Genomic DNA, 18949 nt, shown 5'->3' on the forward strand with positions numbered 1-18949 from the left:
CCCCAGTATAGTTCCCAGGTCGCGCCGCCATGCCGCACTCGCCCGAAGAGAAAAAGAAAGTCCTGGCCCGCGTGCGCCGCATCCGTGGTCAGTGCGATGCGCTCGACCGCGCACTGGCAAACGGCGCGGACTGCGGCCCGGTGCTGCAGCAGATCGCCGCCATCCGCGGGGCGGTCAACGGCCTGATGTCCGAAGTGATGGAGGCGCACCTGCGCGAGGAGTTCGGCCAGCCGGCCGCCTCCGAGGCACAGCGCGCCGAGCGCGTGCGCGACATGAGCGCGCTCATCCGCTCCTATCTGAAATAAACAGGCCCGCAACACCTGCCTGCCTACCCTCGTCCTAGTCTGTCCTTCCGGAGATTCCCCCATGAAGTCACGTGCCGCCGTAGCGTTTGGTCCCGGCCAGCCCCTGAAGATCGTCGAGATCGACGTCGCCCCGCCCAGGCAGGGCGAAGTGCTGGTCAGGATCACCCACACCGGGGTCTGCCACACCGACGCCTTCACCCTGTCCGGCGACGACCCGGAAGGCCTGTTCCCGGCCGTGCTCGGCCATGAGGGTGCGGGCATCGTGGTGGAAGTCGGGGAGGGCGTGACCAGCGTCAAGCCGGGCGACCACGTGATCCCGCTGTACACCGCCGAGTGCGGCGAGTGCCTGTTCTGCAAGAGCGGCAAGACCAATCTGTGCGTGGCCGTGCGCGCCACCCAGGGCAAGGGCGTGATGCCCGATGGCACCACGCGTTTCAGCTACAACGGTGAGCCGATCCATCACTACATGGGCTGCTCGACCTTCAGCGAATACACGGTCGTGGCCGCGGTTTCGCTGGCGAAGATCAACCCGGACGCCAACCCGGAACACGTCTGCCTGCTCGGCTGCGGCGTGACCACCGGCATCGGCGCCGTGCACAACACCGCCAAAGTGCAGGAAGGCGACAGCGTGGCGGTGTTCGGCCTCGGCGGCATCGGTCTGGCCGTCATCCAGGGCGCGCGCCAGGCCAAGGCCGGCCGCATCATCGCCATCGACACCAACCCGTCCAAGTTCGAGCTGGCGCGCACATTCGGTGCCACCGACTGCGTGAACCCGAAAGACCACCAGGCCCCCATCCAGCAGGTGGTGGTGGAGATGACCGGCTGGGGCGTGGACCACAGCTTCGAGTGCATCGGCAATGTCGATGTGATGCGCGCGGCGCTCGAATGCGCGCACCGTGGCTGGGGGCAGAGCGTGGTGATCGGCGTGGCCGGGGCAGGCAAGGAGATCGCCACCCGCCCGTTCCAGCTGGTCACCGGACGCACCTGGAAGGGCAGTGCCTTTGGCGGGGTCAAGGGCCGCAGCGAGCTGCCGGGCATGGTCGAGGATGCGATGACCGGTGAGATCGAACTGGCGCCCTTCGTGACCCACACCATGCCGCTTGAAGAGATCAACGAGGCGTTCGAGCTGATGCACGAAGGCAAGTCGATCCGCTCGGTCGTGCATTTCTGAGGCGGTGGCCGGCGCATGCCGGCCCTTTCCCGGCAACGGAGATCAACCATGGAACGTAGTGAACACCGCGCCTGTGCAGGCGGCTGGCAGGACGTGTACCGGCACCATTCGCAGGTGCTGGGCTGCGCGATGAACGTGGCGGTGTACCTGCCACCGCAGGCGGCCACGCACAAGCTCCCCGTGCTGTACTGGCTGAGCGGTCTGACCTGCAACGAGCAGAACTTCATCACCAAGGCCGGCGCGCAGCGCTACGCCGCCGAGCACGGCATCATCCTGGTCGTGCCCGATACCAGCCCCCGCGGCGATGACGTGGCCGATGCGGAAGGGTACGACCTGGGCAAGGGGGCCGGTTTCTACCTCAATGCCACGCAGGCGCCGTGGTCCACCCATTACCGCATGCACGACTACGTTGTTGATGAGCTCCCCGCGCTGATCCAGGCCCACCTGCCGGCCACCGATGCACGCAGCATCAGTGGGCATTCGATGGGTGGCCACGGTGCGCTGGTGCTTGCGCTGCGCAATCCCGGTCACTACCGCAGCGTTTCGGCGTTCTCGCCGATCGTCGCGCCGAGCCAGGTGACGTGGGGCGAGAAGGCGTTCAGCGCCTACCTCGGCGACGACCGCCAGGCGTGGGCGCAGTGGGATGCCAGCGCACTGGTGGCCAACGCCAGCGAACGGCTGCCGCTGCTGGTGGACCAGGGTGATGCCGATGAGTTCCTCGGCGCGCAGTTGCAGCCGCAGCGCCTGCAGGCGGCCTGCGAAGCGGCGGGCCATCCGCTGACGCTGCGCCTGCAGCCCGGGTATGACCACAGCTACTACTTCATCGCCAGCTTCATCGGTGAGCACATCGCGCACCATGCGGCAGCGCTGAAGGGCTGAGCCGCGCCTGCGCAGCGGGGCCGGGCCCCGCTGCGCTGCTCAATCGTCGTTTTCTTCGGCCGCCTCGCGGCCCTGCTGGCGGATCAGCGCCTCTTCGCGCGCATCGTTGATCGCGTGGCGCACGCTGTCCAGGTCGATCGTGGACTGGTCATGCACGAACGTACCGGTAAGCGGTGAGTCCGGCTGCAGGTCGCCGGACTCGAACAGCGCCCACATTTCTTCGCCGTACCAGGTATCGAGCAGCTCCGGTGCGAAGCGCCCCAGGTAGGCGGTGAGATTGTTCACATCGCGCAGCAGCATGCTGCGGGCGGCGTTGTTGCCGGCCGCACTGACGACCTGCGGGAAGTCGATCACCACCGGGCCATCGGGGCCGACCAGCACGTTGTACGGGGAGAGGTCGCCGTGGATCAGTCCGCAGCACAGCATGCGCACCACCTCGCGCACCAGGGCGCGGTGGTACGCGCGCGCCTGGTCCGGCGCCAGATCCACCTCGCCCAGGCGCGCGGCGGAGACACCCTCGGCGTCGGTGACCAGTTCCATCACCAGCACGCCGTGGTAATAGCCGTGCGGCTCGGGCACGCGCACCCCCGCGTCGCGCAGCTGGTACAGCGCGTCGACCTCGGTGTTCTTCCAGGCGGTTTCCTGCTGCTTGCGGCCGTACTTGCTGGCCTTGCCGACGGCGCGTGACTCGCGGCTGCCGCGCACCTTGCGCCCTTCCTGGTACTGCACGCGCTGCTGGAAACTGCGCTGGGCCATGTCCTTGTAGACCTTGGCGCAGCGGACATCGTCCCCGCTGCGGACGACATAGACGGCTGCTTCCTTGCCACTTTTCAGGGGACGCAGCACTTCATCGATAACGCCGTCGTCGATCAGCGCCTGCAAGCCTTGGGGGGTCTTCACATAACCTCGGTGGGGCGGCCAGCGGCAACCGCCGGCCTGAAAGGGAAGGTGATTTTCGCACCTTCCCGGCGCCTCGGCCACCGAGGCGCCCGAAGCCCTCAGCGGACTTCGCGCAGCTCCCAGTGGTGCCCGGCCAGCAGGCGCATGCGCTGCTTGAAGACATCGCTGTTGATCGAGGTGGTCACCTGCAGGTTGATGCGCAAATCGTCCTGTGCCCCGGTCACGGTGGCGCCGGGATCGGTCACGCCCCACTGCGCTTCCACCGCGTCCGGATCGGGCTGCTTGGCCTTCCACTTCTCGAACAGGCCCGGGCTGGCCAGCGCGGCCTGCAGTTCTTCGGCGAACCCGCTCGCGCCGTGCGACTGGAAGGCCAGGGCCGGGTCATTGCCACGGGCCTTGGCGGGGTCGGGCAGGCTGATGTAATAGGTCGTCATCGTGGTCTCCAGTACGGGGGTGCAAGCCTTGCAGTGGGCCGGTGCACGGCGTGTGCAGGACGTGGCCGCACAACGCGGCGGCGCGCCATCGTGGTCAGTCGAAGCGGTGAGGTCCATCGGCAAAGCCGACAGTCACCGCGCCCTTGCCGACGTTGACCATGCCGGTCAGGCTCATCACCGTTTCATAGACTGTCACGCCGTGCTCGGCGCACACGCTCTTCATCGCCGCGTAGCCGGGCAGGGCGCGCAGCTCGTCCAGCTCGCCGCCATAGCTGACGCACACGCTGGGCGTCATGAGGCCGGCACGCACCCGCTGTCCCACCACGCCGAACAGCTTGGTCACCGCATTGTCGAAGCCCTTGATCTTGGCCACCGGCCCGGTGGTGCCCTGGTAACCGTGCAGCACCGGCTTGATGTCCAGTGCGCTGCCGAGCGCGGCACTGAGCAGCCCCACGCTGCGGTCGCCTTTGTGGCGGGCACGGGCGCGCATGTAGTACAGGTCCCGGGTGACCATGTAACCGTGCACGTTGCCGGCCAGGTCCTCCAGCCGTTCGCGGATCTGCTGCACGCTGGCGCCGCTGTCGCGCAACCGCACGGCTTCGATCGCGGTCACCGCCTGGGCAGCGAACAGATTCTGCGTGTCGAGCACGCGCAGCGCGAACGGGGTATTGAATCCCGCTGCCTGGCGCACCGGCTTGTAATCGTTGAGGATCGCGAAACTCGCCTGCAACGCGTTGTCGTGGATCGGGCTGCGGGTCTTGGTGATGGTCATGCAGAACACATGGTCGTAGTCGATGACCAGCCGCTCAAGGAACAGATCGCGGATCTGCTGCACGCTGAAGGGAATGGTTTCCGCCCCGGCACCGTGCTCGGCCACGTGCGCGTGGAGGAAACTCAGCGTGGCCTGTTCGTCGCGGTGGTCGGCCAGCATGGCCTCACCGATCCGCACGGTGATGGGCAGCAGCACGATCTGGTGCTGGGCGATGAAGTCCTGCGGCAGATCGCAGGCCGAGTCCACAACGATTCCAATACGCATTCCAAGCCCCCTCCAGGCGTGTTTGCGGGTACGAAAATGTGAAAGCTATCGCACTTTCGTTGCAAACGCGCGTGCAGGACGTGCCCCCTGTCCCTTGAGGGACCGCAGGGACGGGGCCCGGAAGCGCCGATCAGGGCGTTGCGCTGCGACGCAGGTACCGGTCGCGCAGCTCGGTCTGGCGCGAGCGCATGGGCATCGCACGGCCGCCCAGCCACACCTGTTCGGCATAGTGCGCCACATCCAGCGGGTCACCTTCCCACAGCACCAGGTCGGCCAGCTTGCCCGGTTCAATGCTGCCCAGGTGCTCATCCACGCCCAGCGCCTGCGCCGGTACGCGGGTGAGCCCGGCCAGCCCGTCGGCCCACGGCAGCCCATGCGCCACGGCATTGCCCGCCAGCTGGCGCACCTTGCGGGCGTTGTGCGAAGCATCACCGCTCTGCGCGAAGCTCACGGCCACGCCCGCGCGCTGCAGCCGCGCCGCATTTTCCAGCGTGGCGCCGAGCTGGTCGAAGCTGGCCGGCAGGTTGCCCAGCGCATCGACGAACACCGGTACCTTCGCCTGCGACAGTTCCGGCGCCAGTTTCCAGGCCTCCGAACCGCCGGCGATGGCGATCTGCACCTTCTCGCGCGCAGCCCAGCGCAGCAGCTGGCGGATGTCGCTGGCACGTTCCACATCCACCACGATCCGGCCCCGGCCAGCCAGGTACCCGGCCACGGTGCGGCGCCCCGCCGGAGTCAGCAGGGCATGCGGGGAGTCGGCGGAAACGCGGCCGCGGGCTTCGTCGACGATCTGCTGGAGCAGCATCCACTGCGCGGCGCGCGACTGCCCGGTCAGTTCCGCCGCCGCCGAACCCAGGCGCACGTAGAGGGCGCGCGGGCCGATCGGGTCGGCACTGCCGTCCAGGCGCACCACGCCGCCCTGGCCTGCGATGAAGCCACCGCCGGTGTGTGCGCCGAGGGCGGTGAAACCGATGCCTTCCAGGCGCGTGACCGGCACCAGGATCGAGGCGGGGTTGTAGGCGAGGGTGACATCGAATTCGGGGCGCAGCGCCTGGTCGCCGATCTTCAGCGTGTGGTCGACCGTGCTCGACTCGCCGGAGACTTCCTCGATCCCGATATCGGTGATGCCGCCGAACAGCGCCGGGGTCAGCGGGCGTCCGTTGGCGTCCACCACAGGCGTGCCGGCAGGTGCGGCGAGCGCCGTGCCGACTGCCGCGATGCGCCCGCCGCGGACCAGGACGTCCGCGTTCTGCAGGGTGCCGCGCGGGCCCACGGTGTGCACGGTGGCGTTGCGGATCAGCACCTCCTGCGCCTGCGCGCCGAGGGCACACAGCAGCAGGGACGCGCCGAGCGCCAGACGGGTGCGCAGGGCACGATGACGGAGCGCGGGCATCAGAGGGCCTCCTGGCCGAGCGTGAAGTCGGAGACCGGCTTGCTCGAAGGCACGCTGCGGTCGTAGTAACGGTGGCCGTCGATGAATACCTGGTCGGCCAGCGCGTAGGAGCTGAAGGGATTGCCGTTCCAGACCACCACGTCGGCATTCTTGCCGGGCTCCAGCGTGCCGGTCACCGCTTCGATGCCCAGCGCCTTGGCGGCGTTGCCGGTCATCCAGATGATGGCGCGTTCCGGGGCGATCTCCGGCATCTGCGCGCGACGCGCGGCAGCCATCACCTTGGCGGCCTCCTGGTTGAGGCGCTGGATGCCTTCGGGCGAATCGGAGTGCACGATGGCGCAGCTGTTGGCGGGTCGGTCGACCAGCGCGATGTTCTCCTGGATGCCGTCGAAGGCTTCCATCTTGAAGCCCCACCAGTCGGCCCAGAGCGCGGCGCACACGCCTTCTTCGGCGAGCCGGTCAGCGAGCTTGTAGGCCTCAACGCCGTGATGGAAGGCCGCGATCCTGAAGCCGAATTCATCGGCCAGGTCGAGCATGGTGGCCATCTCGTCGGCGCGGTAGCAGTGGATGTGCACGCGGATGTCGCCCTGGATGGCACCGGCCAGCGTGTCCAGCTTGAGGTCGCGCTTGCCGCCGCTGTCCCCGGCGCTGTCGTTGCCATCGCCGCTGAACCAGCGCTTGCGCTTGGGCGGCTGCGGACTGTTCTTCGCGATGTATTCGCTGGCGTCGATGAAGGCGGCGCGGTACCCGGCGACGTTGCCCATGCGGGTGCCCGGCGCGGTGCCCTTGCCACCGTAGACCCGCTTGGGATTCTCCCCGCAGGCCATTTTCATGCCCCACGGTGCACCGGGGAACTTCATGGCCTGGTAGGTGGTGGTGGGCACGTTCTTCAGGGTCACGCCGCGGCCGCCGACCAGGTTGGCCGAGCCCGGCAGCACGTGCAGGCTGGTGACGCCGCCGAGCAGCGCTTCGGCAAAGCCCGGGTCCTGCGGCCAGACCGAGTGCTCGGCCCAGACATTGGCGGTCACCGGCGCGGTCATTTCGTTGCCATCGCTGTGCGCACCGACGCCCGGGCTGGGGTAGACGCCCAGATGCGAATGCACGTCGATCAGTCCGGGCGTGACCCAGCGGCCGCGCGCGTCCAAGCGGCGTATGTCCGCGCCGGCCTGCAGGCCATGTCCCACCTCCACCACCTTGCCGTCGCGCAGCAGCACATCGGCGTCGTCCAGACGCTGGCCCGTACCGGTAAGCACGGTGGCGTTGTGGATCAGCAGGGTTTCACTGGCCTGCGGCCGGTAGGTACTCGGATACGGATCCTGAATGAACCGGGAGGCGGCAGTGCCTGGCGTGGTGGCAAGCGCAAGCAGCGCCAGGCCGATGCCGGCGCGCAGAAGGAGATGCATGGCGGTTTTCCCCGTAGGTGGTGACGCAACCCCCGGCACGCTAGCCGAGCCTGCGGCGCCTTGCCAAGTGACTTTCTGCACGTGCCGGCCCGCCATGGCAATGTCCTGCGCACTGTCCAGGATGTCCACTGGGTGAACGGGAGATTAAAGTTCGGTTACCCTCGGACCGGGGTGATCACACGTCACCTGCCCGTGGAAGGTGTCCCCCGGCTGCCTTCCGCCGTTGTCCCCAGAATCAAGGAACTGATCAGACGATGACCCGCTCGACGCGTTCTACTTCCCGCCGCCCCCTGCCGACCGCACTGGCCTCGGCCATTGTCGGCTCCCTGCTCACCGCGGCCGCGATGCCTGCACTGGCCGTCGGTACTACCGCCGCACTGGACCAGTACCAGCAGCTGCGCAGCCTGCAGGCCGCGGCCTGGGTCCAGCCCACCGCACAGGCGACGCTTGCCTCGACCGGTGGCCTGGCCACCGCACCGTCAGCCGACCCGGCGCTTCCCACCATGGGCACGGTCGGTGATGTGCAGAGCTGGCACACCGAGGAGTTCGAGGCCGACTGGGGCCTGGCCGCCATGGGCGCCGACCATGCCTACGCACGCGGCCTGACCGGCAAGGGCGTTCGCCTGGCACTGTTCGATTCCGGCTCCGCGCTCGCGCATCCGGAGTTCGCCGGCCGCAACACCACCAGCATCAACATCGGCGATGATCCGAGCTGCACCGACACCACCATCATTGCCGGCGACGGCGCCTGCGGGAACACCCGCGGCGACACGCCCGGGTATGAGTACTACGGCCTGGGCGCGGGCGTTCCCGCGTCGCTGGCCGCGCGCCTGATCGCGGCCGGCCTGCCGTACGGCTTCAGCTACGCCGACCACGGCACGCATGTGCTGGGCACCATCGGCGCCAACCGCGATGGCGAAGGCACCCATGGCGTGGCCTTCGGCGCCGACCTGAGCGCGGCGCGCGTGTTCGGCGACACCTACTACGAATGGCGCCTGGATCCGGACGGTTTCTACCGGCCGCGCGCGCTGTACCGCACCGATCCGGGTGATCCGGCCACGCTGGACATGTACGCGCAGGCCGAGGCGCAGGGCGTGCGCGCGATGAACCACAGCTGGGGCATCTCCACCCGCCATGCCACGGTGGCCAGCCTGGACGCGCAGTACGCCGCCATCGGCGCGGGCTACGACATCTACGGCAGCATCTATGAAGGCAGCGACGGCAAGCCGGGCTCCACGCTGATCCAGGTGTGGTCGGCCGGCAACTCGGCCGGCGGCGTGGCCGGCATCACCGCGGCGTTGCCGCGCTGGAACCCGGAAATCGAGCCGTACTGGCTGGCCGTGGCCAACGTGCGCCTGCCCGGGGAGGGCGAGTCGGACTATGTCATCGACGAGAGTTCGAGCATCTGCGGCGCGGCGGCCAACTGGTGCCTTTCCGCGCCGGGCACGGACATCGCCAGCACGATCATCTCGGGAAAGATCGATGGCCGCGTCGAACTGACCAGCGACTATCTGCGCCTGATCATCGACAGCGAGAATCCCGAGTACACCTACGGGTACAAGACCGGCACCTCGATGGCCGCGCCGCACATCACCGGTGCGCTGGGCCTTCTGATGGAGCGTTTCCCGTACCTGGACAATGCGCAGGTGCGCGATGTGCTGCTGACCACCGCGCGTGACCTGGGCGATGAGGGCGTGGACGCGGTGTACGGCTGGGGCATGGTCGACCTGGAAAAGGCCATCGAAGGCTACGGCTCGCTGCGCGTGGACACCGAGGTGGTGATGAACACCCGCGCCGGCGGCGCCAAGGTCTGGGCGGGTGATGCGTGGGATGACTGGACCAACGACATCGGCGGTCCGGGGGCATTGACCAAATCCGGCGTGGGCTGGCTGCGCCTGAGTGGCGACAACAGCTTCAACGGCGCCACCGTGCGTGCCGGCATCCTGGAACTGGACGGTGCCAATACGCTGACCAGCGCGGTCGGCGTGGAGGGCGGCCAGCTGCTGCTCAACGGCAGCCTGGTGAACACTGATCTGGACGTGCGCGGTGGCAGTGCCATCGTCAATGCCAGCGGTGTGCTGGCCGGCTCGTCGCTGGACATCAGCGGCGGCACGGTGGCCTTCAACGGTACGCAGAACGGGGGTGGCAGCACCTTCATCGGCGCCAAGGGCCTGCTGCAGGGCGTCGGGACGCTGGGCAGCACGACCAACGCCGGCATCCTGGCCCCGGGCAACTCCATCGGCACGCTGACGGTCAACGGCAACTACGTGCAGACCGCCACCGGCATCTACCTGGCCGAACTGGAGCCGGGTGGCCGCAGCGACCTGCTGCGCGTGACCGGCACCGCGACACTGGGCGGTACGCTGGTCGCGCTGCCCGAGCCGGGCACCTATTACCTCGGTGAGCAGTTCAACATCCTCCGCGCCGAGGGCGGCGTGCAGGGCACGTTCGCCAGCACCGACTTCAGCGCGTTCTCACCGTTCCTGCAGTTCGGCCTGACCTACGGCGCCAACACCACGCGCATCGACGTGACCCGTGGCCAGCTGCTGGCCAGCGCCGCAGCGACCGCCAACCAGCGTGCCGTGGCCGGTGCCGCCGACACGCTGGCGGTCGGCCAGGGTCTGCCGCGCCCGCTGACGCTGCTGTTCCCGGAACAGGTGGGCGCCGCACTGGACAACCTGAGTGGCGAACTGCATGCCGCCACGCCGTTGGCGCTGGTGGAAAGCAGCCGCTACGTGCGTGACGCCGCGCTCAGCCGCGCCGTGGGTGCGCGTTCGCCGGAAGACGATACGTCGCAGGCCACGGGCGCATGGGTGCAGGCCATCGGCGGCAACGGCAAGCTCGATGGCAACGCCAACACCGCGCGTACCGATTCCAACACCAGCGGCCTGCTGGTGGGCATCGACCATGACGTCGGGGGCTGGAATGTCGGCCTGCTGCTCGGCAACGGACGCACCGATACCCGCCAGGCGCAGGGCCGCTCGGCCAAGGCGCGCATCGACAGCAACCACGTTGGCCTGTACGCCGGCCACCAGTGGGGCGGCTTCGGGCTGCGTGGTGGCCTCGGCTACGCGCGCCATGACATCGATACCGAGCGCCAGATCGCGTTCGCCGGCTTCAGTGAAGGCGCCAACGCGAGCTACGACGCCACCACCCGGCAGGCCTTCATCGAAGCCGGTTACCGCTTCGGTGGCGTGCAGGGCGGCCTGGAGCCGTACCTGCAGGTCGCCCGTGTCGAAGTGGATGTGGATGACGTGCGCGAACGCGGCGGTGCCTCGGCATTGAGCGGGTCGGTGGCCGACACCGCCACCACCGTGGCGACCGCCGGCGTGCGCTTCGACAAGGGCCTGAAGGCCGCGTTCCAGCAGGAGGCGTGGCTGCACCTGACCGGTGGGGTGGGCTACCGCCGTGCGTCGGGTGACCGCGATGGGCGGGCCGACCTGGCCTTCGCCGGCGGCAACGCGTTCGCGGTCAGCGGCGCGCCGATCGCCGACAGCGCGGTGGTCGCCGAGCTGGGCCTGTCGGCCTGGCTGACCGCGCGCCAGCAGCTGGAACTGGGCTACAACGGCCAGTTCGGTGATGAGAGCCGCGACCACGGCGTCAACGCGCGCTGGTCGGTGCGGTTCTGACCGCACCCTGCCGCCGCAGGTGACAGCAGACGGGGCTCATCATGAGCCCCGTCTGCTTATGGACGGCGTGCCACGCACGGCTCGACGTACGGCGGTTCGATGCGCAGAATGCCAGGATGATGCGCGGTGAACCGCGGCACGGCACGGCTTCGTACCGCCAGCGGTCCGCGGCATGAACCTGTTCGGGCGGGGTGCCCACAACCTGACCACGGAGCTGGACATGGACATGGCGGCAGCGGTGGTGGGCTTCTGGACGGAGGCGGGCGCGGACAAATGGTTCACCCGCGATGAGGCGTTCGATGCCAGTTTCCGCGCGCGTTTCCTCGATGAGCACATGGCCGCCGCGGCACGTGCACGCGAACACTGGCTCTCCACCGCGGAGGGCGCGCTGGCGCTGCTGCTGCTGCTGGACCAGTTTCCGCGCAACTGTTTCCGTGGCACCGCCCATTCCTACGCGACCGATCCGCTGGCGCGGCATTACGCGATGCGGGCCATCGAGGAAGGACTGGACCTGCAGCTGGTGCCCAAGCTGCGGGCCTTCATCTACCTGCCGTTCGAGCACTCCGAGGATCCGATGGACCAGGAGCGCTCGGTGGCGATGTTCGATGTGCTCGGCGACAAGGAATACCTGAAGTTCGCCGAGCTGCACCGGGACATCATCCGGCGCTTCGGCCGCTTCCCGCACCGCAATGCAGCCCTCGGACGGGTTCCCTCGGTGGAAGAGCTGGAGTTCCTGGCCGAAGGCGGCTTCGCCGGGTAGCGCCCGGGAGGCCGGCAGCGGGGCGGCGGCGCCCCGCGTTCCACGCTGTGGGGACGAGCCCCGGCAGCGGTCAGTACTTCGGGATGGCGCCGTCGACGTCCTCGGACCAGGCATCGATGCCGCCGGTCACGTTGAACACCTTGGCAAACCCCAGCGCGCGGAACGCTTCGGCGGCCTGCGCGCTGCGTCCACCGTGGTGGCACAGGAAGGCCAGCGCGGTGTCCTTCGGCAGCGCCTCGAGCTCGGCGCGGCCGTTGCCATCGAAGACCTTGAACGGCACGCCGACCGCCGCGATCGCGCGTTCTTCCGGCGGACGCACGTCCACCAGCAGCACGTTGCCCGCACGGACCAGGTCATCAGCATCACGCACGCTGATTTCCTGCACCGGTCGCGGCGCGTTCGGATTGTCAATGGCCAGGCCCTTGCCGCGGATGTCGTCCACCCAGTCGATGGTGATGCCATCGGCACGGCGCGCGCTGGCCAGATCGAACTGCACACGCAGGCCGTTGGATTCAGCGGCGATGGCATTGGCATCGAAGGGGGCCAGCTGGAAGTTCGGCTGGAAGCGCGCATCGATGCCCAGCTGCAGGGAGGCGCCCGGAGCGTCGGCCAGTGCGCCCTTGAGCATTTCCACCGCCGCCGGGGTGACGGTGATGGACGGGGCGGTGCGGTCCGGCGCGGCCAGTCCCAGCACGCTGCTCAGCTCACCGCTGGAGGCCATCTGCAGGATGATGTCGCTGCCACCGACGAGCTCGCCATCGATGTAGAGCTGCGGAATGGTGGGCCAGTCGCCGTACTGCTTGATGCCTTCGCGGATGTCCTGGTCGGCGAGCACGTTGACGTGGGCGAACTCGATGCCCAGGTCCTGCAGCGCACCGACGGCCTTGGCCGAGAAACCGCACTGCGGCATGCTCGGCTGGCCCTTCATGAACAGCACGACGCGGTCGGACTGGAGGATGGATTCGATGCGCGAGCGCAGGGCGGGTTCAAGAGACATGGGCGTAGGCGGTCCGCGGTTTTCGGACCGTTGATTCTACCCGCCATGGCATCATGGGGGATGACCACCGCAGAAATAGAGCATCGCATTCCTGTCCATCCCTGGCGCTGGGTGCCGTGGCTGCTGGCCTCGCAGCTGGGCGTGGCGGCCCTGTGGCTGATCGCGGGCTGGGCCTGGGGGCTGCCGGCGATGGTCGCCAGCCACGCGCTGTTCCTGGTGCCGGTGTTCCTGCCCAACAGCCGTTTCTACGCGCCGGTCCTGAGCCGGCTGGAAGGTTCGCCGGACGCGGTGTGGCTCACCATCGACGACGGCCCGGGGCCAGATACCCTGGCCGTGCTGGACCTGCTTGACCACTACCAGGCCCGCGCCACGTTCTTCGTGGTTGGCGAGCGCGCACAGGCCCACCCCCAGCTGGTGCAGGAAATCCTGCGTCGCGGGCACAGCCTGGGCAACCACAGCCACACCCACCCGCAGACGCAGTTCTGGCGCCTGGGACCGGTGGCGATGGCGGCCGAGATCGGTCGCTGCCAGCAGGCGCTCACCGCGATCAGCGGGCGGTCGCCATCGTGGTATCGCTCGGTGGTCGGCATGACCAACCCGTTCGTGGCCGCCGCGCTGCGTCGCCACGGCCTGACCCGCGTGGGCTGGAGCGCGCGTGGCTATGATGGGGTCCACTGCACGCCGCAGGCCGCACTGGAGCGTCTGCTCCCCGGCCTGCAGGCCGGTGCCATCGTGCTGGTCCACGAAGGCGCGGCGCATGGCCACGCGCGGGTGATCATCGAGGGCGTGCTGCAGGCGCTGCAGGCACGCGGACTGCATGCCCGCCTGCCCACCGCGCGGGCCGCCAGCCGCCCTGCGGAGGCGCCGGCGGAGACCGCAACGCCGTAGCGTCAGTCCTGCGCGGCGGGGCGTTCGGCGACCAGCAGCCAGCTGTTGAAGGGCGTGCGCCCGTGCAGCGGCCGCGGCGTGTGGACCCTCATCCCCGCGCTGGCCAGGCCGTCTTCAAGCACGGCGGCACGCGGATAATGGCGCGGGCGTGTGCCCATCCAACCGGTAAGCCAGGCCAGCCGGTCGGCGATGCGGGTGGTGTGGTCGCGACGGTCGCCGGTGGCCAGGGGCGTGCGCAGCAACAGTCGAGCGCCCGGCGCCACGCGCGCGCTGGCTGCCTCGAGCAAGGCCCGCTGTGGGGCAGGATCGAGGTACTGCAGCACGTCGAGCAGCACGACGTGGCCCTGGTGGGCGGGCAGCCCGGCCTGCGCGTCCACTGCATCGAAGCGCACCTGTGGCAGGGTGCCGCGCAGGGCCGCGCGCCGGGCACGGAGGACCTTGCCGGCGTCCACGTCCACGCCGGTGTAGCTGCCGCGGCGCTGGCGCTGGCGAAGCACGTGGGCCAGCAGGCCCAGGCCGCACCCGATATCGAGCACGGGCCGGTCATCGTCGGGCAGCCAGTGCAGCACGCCTTCGAACAGCGGATCGTGGCGCAGCTTGCTGCGGCCATAGTAGTAGTCACGCCGGTTGCCCCATGCCCGCTCGGGCAGGAAAGCGCGCGCGATGTGCAGCGTTTCCGCGGCCGAAAGGAGGGGAGCGTGCCGTGCGTGGACGCCCCGTGGCACGCCCGTCTCAGGCACGATCGGCCAGCAGGCGCTGCGCGAACGGGACGGCACGCTGCGCCCACAGCGCATACATCGCGCCGGAAGGATGCAGGCCATCATCGGCCAGCATGGACGGCTCGGCGCCGTGCTGGCGGGAGAGTGCGGTGATGTCCACGAACAGCACGCCGTGGTCACGGCAGATCGTGCCGGCGGCGCTGTTGTAGGCATCCAGTTCGAAGGCGATGCGCGCCGGATCGCGATCCTGCGCGAACGGGGTGACGCCCCAGTCCGGAATGGAAAGCACCAGCACGTGGCCCGCGTTGCCGCCGGCAACATCGATCGCACGCTGCAGCAGCTGCTGGAACTGCACGGCGTAGTCCTCGACAGGGCGTCCACGGTACTGGTTGTTGACCCCGATCAGCAGGCTGACCAACCCGAACGGGCCCGCCGGCTGCTCGACGTCGATGGCGGCCTGCAGTTCGTCGGTGGTCCAGCCGGTGGTGGCGATGATCCGTGGATCGTCCAGTGCGATGCCCTGCGCGCGCAGGCTGGCAGCCAGTCGGTGCGGCCAGCGGGCCTCGGCAGGCACCCCTTCGCCGATCGTGTAGGAGTCGCCGAGGGCCAGGTAACGGATCGTCATCGCGCTCATGCCACCGAGCGGCGCGGCGTGAGCGGCACCACCTTGCGGTTCGCTTCGGCACGCCGCGCCAGCGCACGGTCGATGCGGGCGAAGACATCGCCCATCACCGTGGCCTCCGGCAGCAGGGTGACGCGGAAGTGGTGGCGGTAGGGCACGTTGAAACTCGACCCCGGCACGACCAGCACGCCTTCTTCGTTCATCAACTCCAGCGCGAAGCTGTGATCGTCGAAACCCTTGGCCGCATCGCCGACCACCGCAGGAAACGCGTACAGCGCGCCGGCGGGCGCGACCAGCGAAAGGTGTTCGCTGGCCGCACAGGCCTCGATCACCGCGCGGCGGGTCTCGTACAGGCGGCCGCCGGGCGTGCACAGCGCGGTGACCGTGTCCGGCCCGTTGACCGCCGCGTCGATGGCCAGCTGGCCGGGCACGTTCGCACACAGGCGCAGCGCGCTGAGCAGGTCCATGGCCGCGCGGAACTCGCCCAGCCGCTGGGCCGCGCCGGACAGCACCGCCCAGCCCACGCGCCAGCCGCAGGCCCGGTGCACCTTGCTCAGGCCGCTGTAGGTGATGCAGGGCGTCTGGCCGGCCAGCGGTGCGACGGGCTGGAACGGCGCGCCGTCGTAGAGGATCTGGTCGTAGATCTCATCGACCATCAACAGCAGGTTGTGGCGCTCTGCGATGGCCACGATGCGCTCCAGCAGCGCACGCGGGTAGCTGGCGCCGCTGGGGTTGTTCGGGTTGATCAGCACGATGGCGCGGGTGCGCGAGGAGACCAGCGCCTGGATCTCGTCCGGGTCGGGCTGGAAGCCGTTTTCCGGCGCGCAGCGGTAATACACGGGGCGGCCATCGTTGAGGATGGTGGCCGCCGACCACAGCGGGTAGTCGGGCGAGGGCACCAGCACTTCATCGCCGGGATTGAGAAGTGCGCGCAGTGACAGGTCGATGAGCTCGCTCACGCCGTTGCCGACGAAGACCCGGTCGGCGTGTGCGTCCGGCGTGTCGCGGCGGGCGTACGCGGCAGCGATGGCCTCGCGCGCTTCCGGCAGGCCCTGCTGGTGCGTGTACGGATCGGTGCGGTCCATGTCATCAGCGATGGCGCGCTGCAGGTGCTCAGGCGCACGGAAGCCGAAATTGCCCGGATTTCCGATGTTGAGCTTGATCAGGGTACGCCCCTGCAGCTCCAGCTCCCGCGCTCGCCGTGCCAGTTCTCCGCGGATTTCATAGCGCACTTCGGAAAGGCGCTCGCGGGTGGCCAGGGGCGGGGCGATGGGGCTTGACATGGCAGGTGGGCCGTCGATGGGCATTGAAAGGCCATGGTAGCGGAATTGCTGCAGCGCATGGCAAGCCCGTTGGCTGCCTGCCGCGGCGGGCTGCCGGTAGAATGCGGACGATGAGCGAACCCTTCGATTACCCCGCGTTGCAGACCATCGGCTGGCCCTGGCTCGGCCCGCCCCCGGCCACGGGACAGGCCGACTGGCATGCTGCGATGGCCCGCCATGCCGGTGCGCGTCCGGCGCGGGTGATCGAACAGCACCGCACGCATTACGTGGTGGCCGACGGTCCCGAGGCCTCCATCAAGGCCGAATCGCTGCCGGAGTGGCAGCGCCCGCGCTTCCCCAGCCACGAGCGGCCGGCCGTCGGCGACTGGGTGCTGCTCGAGGGCGTGCGCATCGTGGCGCTGCTGCCGCGGCGCAGTTCGATCAAGCGGGGTGCGGCCGGTGAGCATTACCACCAGCAGGTGATCGCGGCGAACGTGGATACGGTGTTCATCGTGTGCGGGCTCGATGCGGACTTCAACCCGCGGCGGATCGAGCGTTATCTGCTGCTGGTGGGCGGCGGCGGCGCCGAGCCGGTGGTGGTGCTCACCAAGGCCGACCAGACCGAGTACACCGACGATGCGCTGGCCGTGCTGGACGAGCTCAAGGCGCAGGGCATCGCGCTGCGCGCGGTGAACGGGCTGGACCCGGACAGCGTGGCGGCGCTGCACCCATGGCTGGGCGCGGGGCACACGGTGGTGCTGGTGGGTTCTTCCGGCGCCGGCAAATCCACGCTGACCAACACGCTGCTCGGCGAGCAGCGGATGAAGACCAACGCGGTGCGCTCGAACGATTCGCGTGGCCGCCACACCACCACGCATCGTGCGCTGATGCCGCTGCCGATGGGCGCGTGCCTGATCGATACGCCGGGCATGCGCGAACTCAAGCCCACCGGTGAGGAAACCCTGGCCGAGGGGGGATTTGCGGACATCGAAGCGCTGGCCGCGCAGTGCCGCTTCCGCAACTGCCTGCACCAGCAGGAGCCCGGTTGTGCGGTGCGTGCGGCCATCGAGGAGGGGGAGATCGAGGAAACGCGGGTGCTGAACTACTTCAAGCTGAAGGATGAAGTGGCGGCGGCGGCGGCGAAGCTGGCCGTGCGGCAGGCGGAGACGGCGCAGGAGCGGCGGACGGCGGCGCGACGGACGACGGGACGGCCGCGCAAGCGGTGAGCGCGGCGAACGGCCGGGCCCGCCAGCGGGGTGTACTGGGTGGCCGGGTGGTGCGCGGTATAGTGCGGGCATGGACCAGATCACGACGCTGGATCAGGAGGTTGCCCACCATGCCGCGCTTGATGCGCGGTTGGTGGACGCCGTCGGTGGTATCCGCCTGCTGGCGTTGACCAGCTGGCCTGCGGCCGTGCAGGCGCCGTTCCTCGCCAGCGTGGCGCGCGGCCAGCCCAGGCTGCCGGATGTCGATTATCCGCAGCTGGATTTCACCGCCGAGCGCCGGGCACTGGCCGGCATCATGCGCCAATGCGATGGCGACCATCCGCTGGGACGCTATGTCCAGCAGTCGGCGCAGAGCTGGGACACCGCAGCGCAGCTGCTGGAGTCGCTTGGCACGGCGCAGGTGGATGCGTGTTCGGTGCAGCTGTTCGGTTCGCCGGAGCAGCCGCTGCCAGGTAGCGGCCCAAGCACGCGGGACGCGGCGCGGCATTTCATCCAGATCGCCACTGAACTGGACCACGAGCTGCTGGCACCGGAAGAACAGGTGCCGGTGTCTTCCACGGCGCTGCAGCTGCAGCTGCAGCAGGATCTGGATGCGTTCTTCGAGTCGCGCATCATCCAGGTGCAGCTGGATCCGGCCCTGGTCTCCAAGGCGGCGGCCGGCGCAACACGCATACGCCTGCGCACGAGCGCTCGCTTCAGTGCGTACGACCGTGCGCAGCTGTTCCATCACGAAGCGCTGGTGCATTCGCTCACCGCGTTGAACGGCCGCGAGCAGCAGGTGCTGCCCAGCCTGGCACTGTCCTCGCCGCGGGTGACGGCCACGCAGGAAGGGCTGGCGACGTTCGCCGAGCAGATCACCGGCAGCATCGACATTGAACGCCTCAAGCGCATCAGCCTGCGCACCGAGGCCATCGCGCTGGCCCGGGAGGGTGCGGACTTCATCGAGGTGTTCCGCTATTTCTGTTCGACCGGGCAGACGCCGGAGGAGAGCTTCGCGTCGGCGCAACGGGTGTTCCGTGGTGTGCCGCCGACCGGTGGCATGGCCTTCACCAAGGACACGGTGTACCTGCGGGGGCTGGTGTCGGTGCATACGTTCTTCCGCCATATGCTGGCGCGCGACAGGCTGCAGGTGTGCCGCTGGCTGTTCGCGGGGAAGATGACCCTGACCGATGCGATCACGTTCGCGCCGTTGTTCGAGGCGGGCATCCTGCGGCCACCGCGCTGGTTGCCGCATTGGGTGAGCCGGGCGAATGGGTTGGCGGGGATGCTGGCGTTTTCGTTGTTCGCCAATCGGATCAGGATGGATCAGCTGGCGCCGGAGTGAG

At 69.0% G+C, this 18949-nt stretch carries 17 protein-coding genes; 8 read left to right on the forward strand and 9 right to left on the reverse strand.

Translation table 11 applies throughout. The features are described 5' to 3' along the window. Window positions 1–29 precede the first annotated feature (29 nt). The 3 genes from FHY09_RS14600 to fghA all read left to right on the forward strand — a co-directional run bounded on the left by FHY09_RS14600 (window position 30) and on the right by fghA (window position 2355). Window positions 30–305, forward strand: coding sequence for a metal/formaldehyde-sensitive transcriptional repressor (locus tag FHY09_RS14600; RefSeq protein ID WP_166927622.1), 276 nt, complete (start codon window positions 30–32; stop codon window positions 303–305). Window positions 306–366: 61 nt separating this feature from the next. After that, window positions 367–1476: an S-(hydroxymethyl)glutathione dehydrogenase/class III alcohol dehydrogenase gene (locus tag FHY09_RS14605; protein ID WP_166927623.1), complete on the forward strand. Its 1110-nt coding sequence runs from the start codon at window positions 367–369 to the stop codon at window positions 1474–1476. A gap of 48 nt (window positions 1477–1524) precedes the next feature. Continuing rightward, complete coding sequence (gene fghA / locus FHY09_RS14610) at window positions 1525–2355, forward strand: S-formylglutathione hydrolase (protein ID WP_166927624.1); 831 nt, start codon at window positions 1525–1527, stop codon at window positions 2353–2355. A 39-nt stretch (window positions 2356–2394) separates the two neighbouring features. Here fghA and FHY09_RS14615 read toward each other — a convergent pair whose 3' ends face one another. The 5 genes from FHY09_RS14615 to FHY09_RS14635 form a co-directional block, all read right to left on the reverse strand. Beyond that, entirely contained in the window at window positions 2395–3255 is an 861-nt protein-coding gene (locus FHY09_RS14615) for a PA4780 family RIO1-like protein kinase (RefSeq protein WP_166927625.1), read from the reverse strand. Window positions 3256–3353: 98 nt separating this feature from the next. Next, window positions 3354–3689, reverse strand: a complete 336-nt coding sequence (locus FHY09_RS14620) for a hypothetical protein (RefSeq protein WP_166927626.1) — start codon at window positions 3687–3689, stop codon at window positions 3354–3356. Window positions 3690–3783: 94 nt separating this feature from the next. Continuing rightward, entirely contained in the window at window positions 3784–4725 is a 942-nt protein-coding gene (locus tag FHY09_RS14625; RefSeq protein WP_166927627.1) for a DegV family protein, read from the reverse strand. Window positions 4726–4855: 130 nt separating this feature from the next. Then, on the reverse strand, window positions 4856–6118 hold the full coding sequence (locus FHY09_RS14630; RefSeq protein ID WP_166927628.1) for an amidohydrolase family protein: 1263 nt from the start codon (window positions 6116–6118) through the stop codon (window positions 4856–4858). Beyond that, window positions 6118–7521, reverse strand: a complete 1404-nt coding sequence (locus FHY09_RS14635; RefSeq protein ID WP_166927629.1) for an amidohydrolase — start codon at window positions 7519–7521, stop codon at window positions 6118–6120. Before FHY09_RS14635 ends, FHY09_RS14630 begins: the two co-directional genes overlap by 1 nt. A gap of 254 nt (window positions 7522–7775) precedes the next feature. Between FHY09_RS14635 and FHY09_RS14640 the strand changes: the two genes are divergently transcribed. After that, a complete protein-coding gene (locus FHY09_RS14640; RefSeq protein ID WP_166927630.1) occupies window positions 7776–11150 on the forward strand; it encodes an autotransporter domain-containing protein in 3375 nt (1124 codons plus the stop codon). A 220-nt stretch (window positions 11151–11370) separates the two neighbouring features. Then, window positions 11371–11910, forward strand: a complete 540-nt coding sequence (locus FHY09_RS14645) for a DUF924 family protein (protein WP_166927658.1) — start codon at window positions 11371–11373, stop codon at window positions 11908–11910. A gap of 70 nt (window positions 11911–11980) precedes the next feature. Here FHY09_RS14645 and grxD read toward each other — a convergent pair whose 3' ends face one another. Further along, window positions 11981–12907 (reverse strand): Grx4 family monothiol glutaredoxin, encoded by a 927-nt coding sequence (grxD, locus tag FHY09_RS14650; RefSeq protein WP_166927631.1) that lies wholly within the window; start codon window positions 12905–12907, stop codon window positions 11981–11983. Window positions 12908–12967: 60 nt separating this feature from the next. Between grxD and FHY09_RS14655 the strand changes: the two genes are divergently transcribed. Then, window positions 12968–13795 carry a polysaccharide deacetylase family protein gene (locus FHY09_RS14655; protein WP_166927632.1) on the forward strand — a complete coding sequence of 276 codons (828 nt, stop codon included), beginning with the start codon at window positions 12968–12970 and terminating at the stop codon, window positions 13793–13795. Between the two features lie 2 nt (window positions 13796–13797). On the opposite strand, the gene FHY09_RS14660 is transcribed toward FHY09_RS14655, so the two are convergent. Genes FHY09_RS14660 through FHY09_RS14670 form a run of 3 tightly spaced genes read right to left on the reverse strand, consistent with a single transcriptional unit; the run spans window position 13798 to window position 16419 of the window. Then, a complete protein-coding gene (locus FHY09_RS14660; RefSeq protein WP_166927633.1) occupies window positions 13798–14589 on the reverse strand; it encodes a class I SAM-dependent methyltransferase in 792 nt (263 codons plus the stop codon). Beyond that, window positions 14528–15139, reverse strand: a complete 612-nt coding sequence (locus FHY09_RS14665; RefSeq protein ID WP_166927634.1) for an SGNH/GDSL hydrolase family protein — start codon at window positions 15137–15139, stop codon at window positions 14528–14530. The genes FHY09_RS14660 and FHY09_RS14665 overlap by 62 nt, the downstream gene beginning before the upstream one ends. Before the next feature lie 5 nt (window positions 15140–15144). Further along, window positions 15145–16419, reverse strand: coding sequence for an aminotransferase class I/II-fold pyridoxal phosphate-dependent enzyme (locus FHY09_RS14670; RefSeq protein ID WP_166927635.1), 1275 nt, complete (start codon window positions 16417–16419; stop codon window positions 15145–15147). A 110-nt stretch (window positions 16420–16529) separates the two neighbouring features. Here FHY09_RS14670 and rsgA point away from each other — a divergent pair, with 110 nt between their 5' ends. Together rsgA and FHY09_RS14680 are read left to right on the forward strand one after the other, a co-directional pair. Beyond that, a complete protein-coding gene (gene rsgA, locus FHY09_RS14675; RefSeq protein WP_208407896.1) occupies window positions 16530–17624 on the forward strand; it encodes a ribosome small subunit-dependent GTPase A in 1095 nt (364 codons plus the stop codon). Between the two features lie 70 nt (window positions 17625–17694). Then, entirely contained in the window at window positions 17695–18948 is a 1254-nt protein-coding gene (locus FHY09_RS14680) for a flavohemoglobin expression-modulating QEGLA motif protein (RefSeq protein ID WP_166927637.1), read from the forward strand. Window position 18949 lies beyond the last annotated feature (1 nt).

The sequence above is a fragment of the Xanthomonas sp. 60 genome, assembly GCF_011761925.1.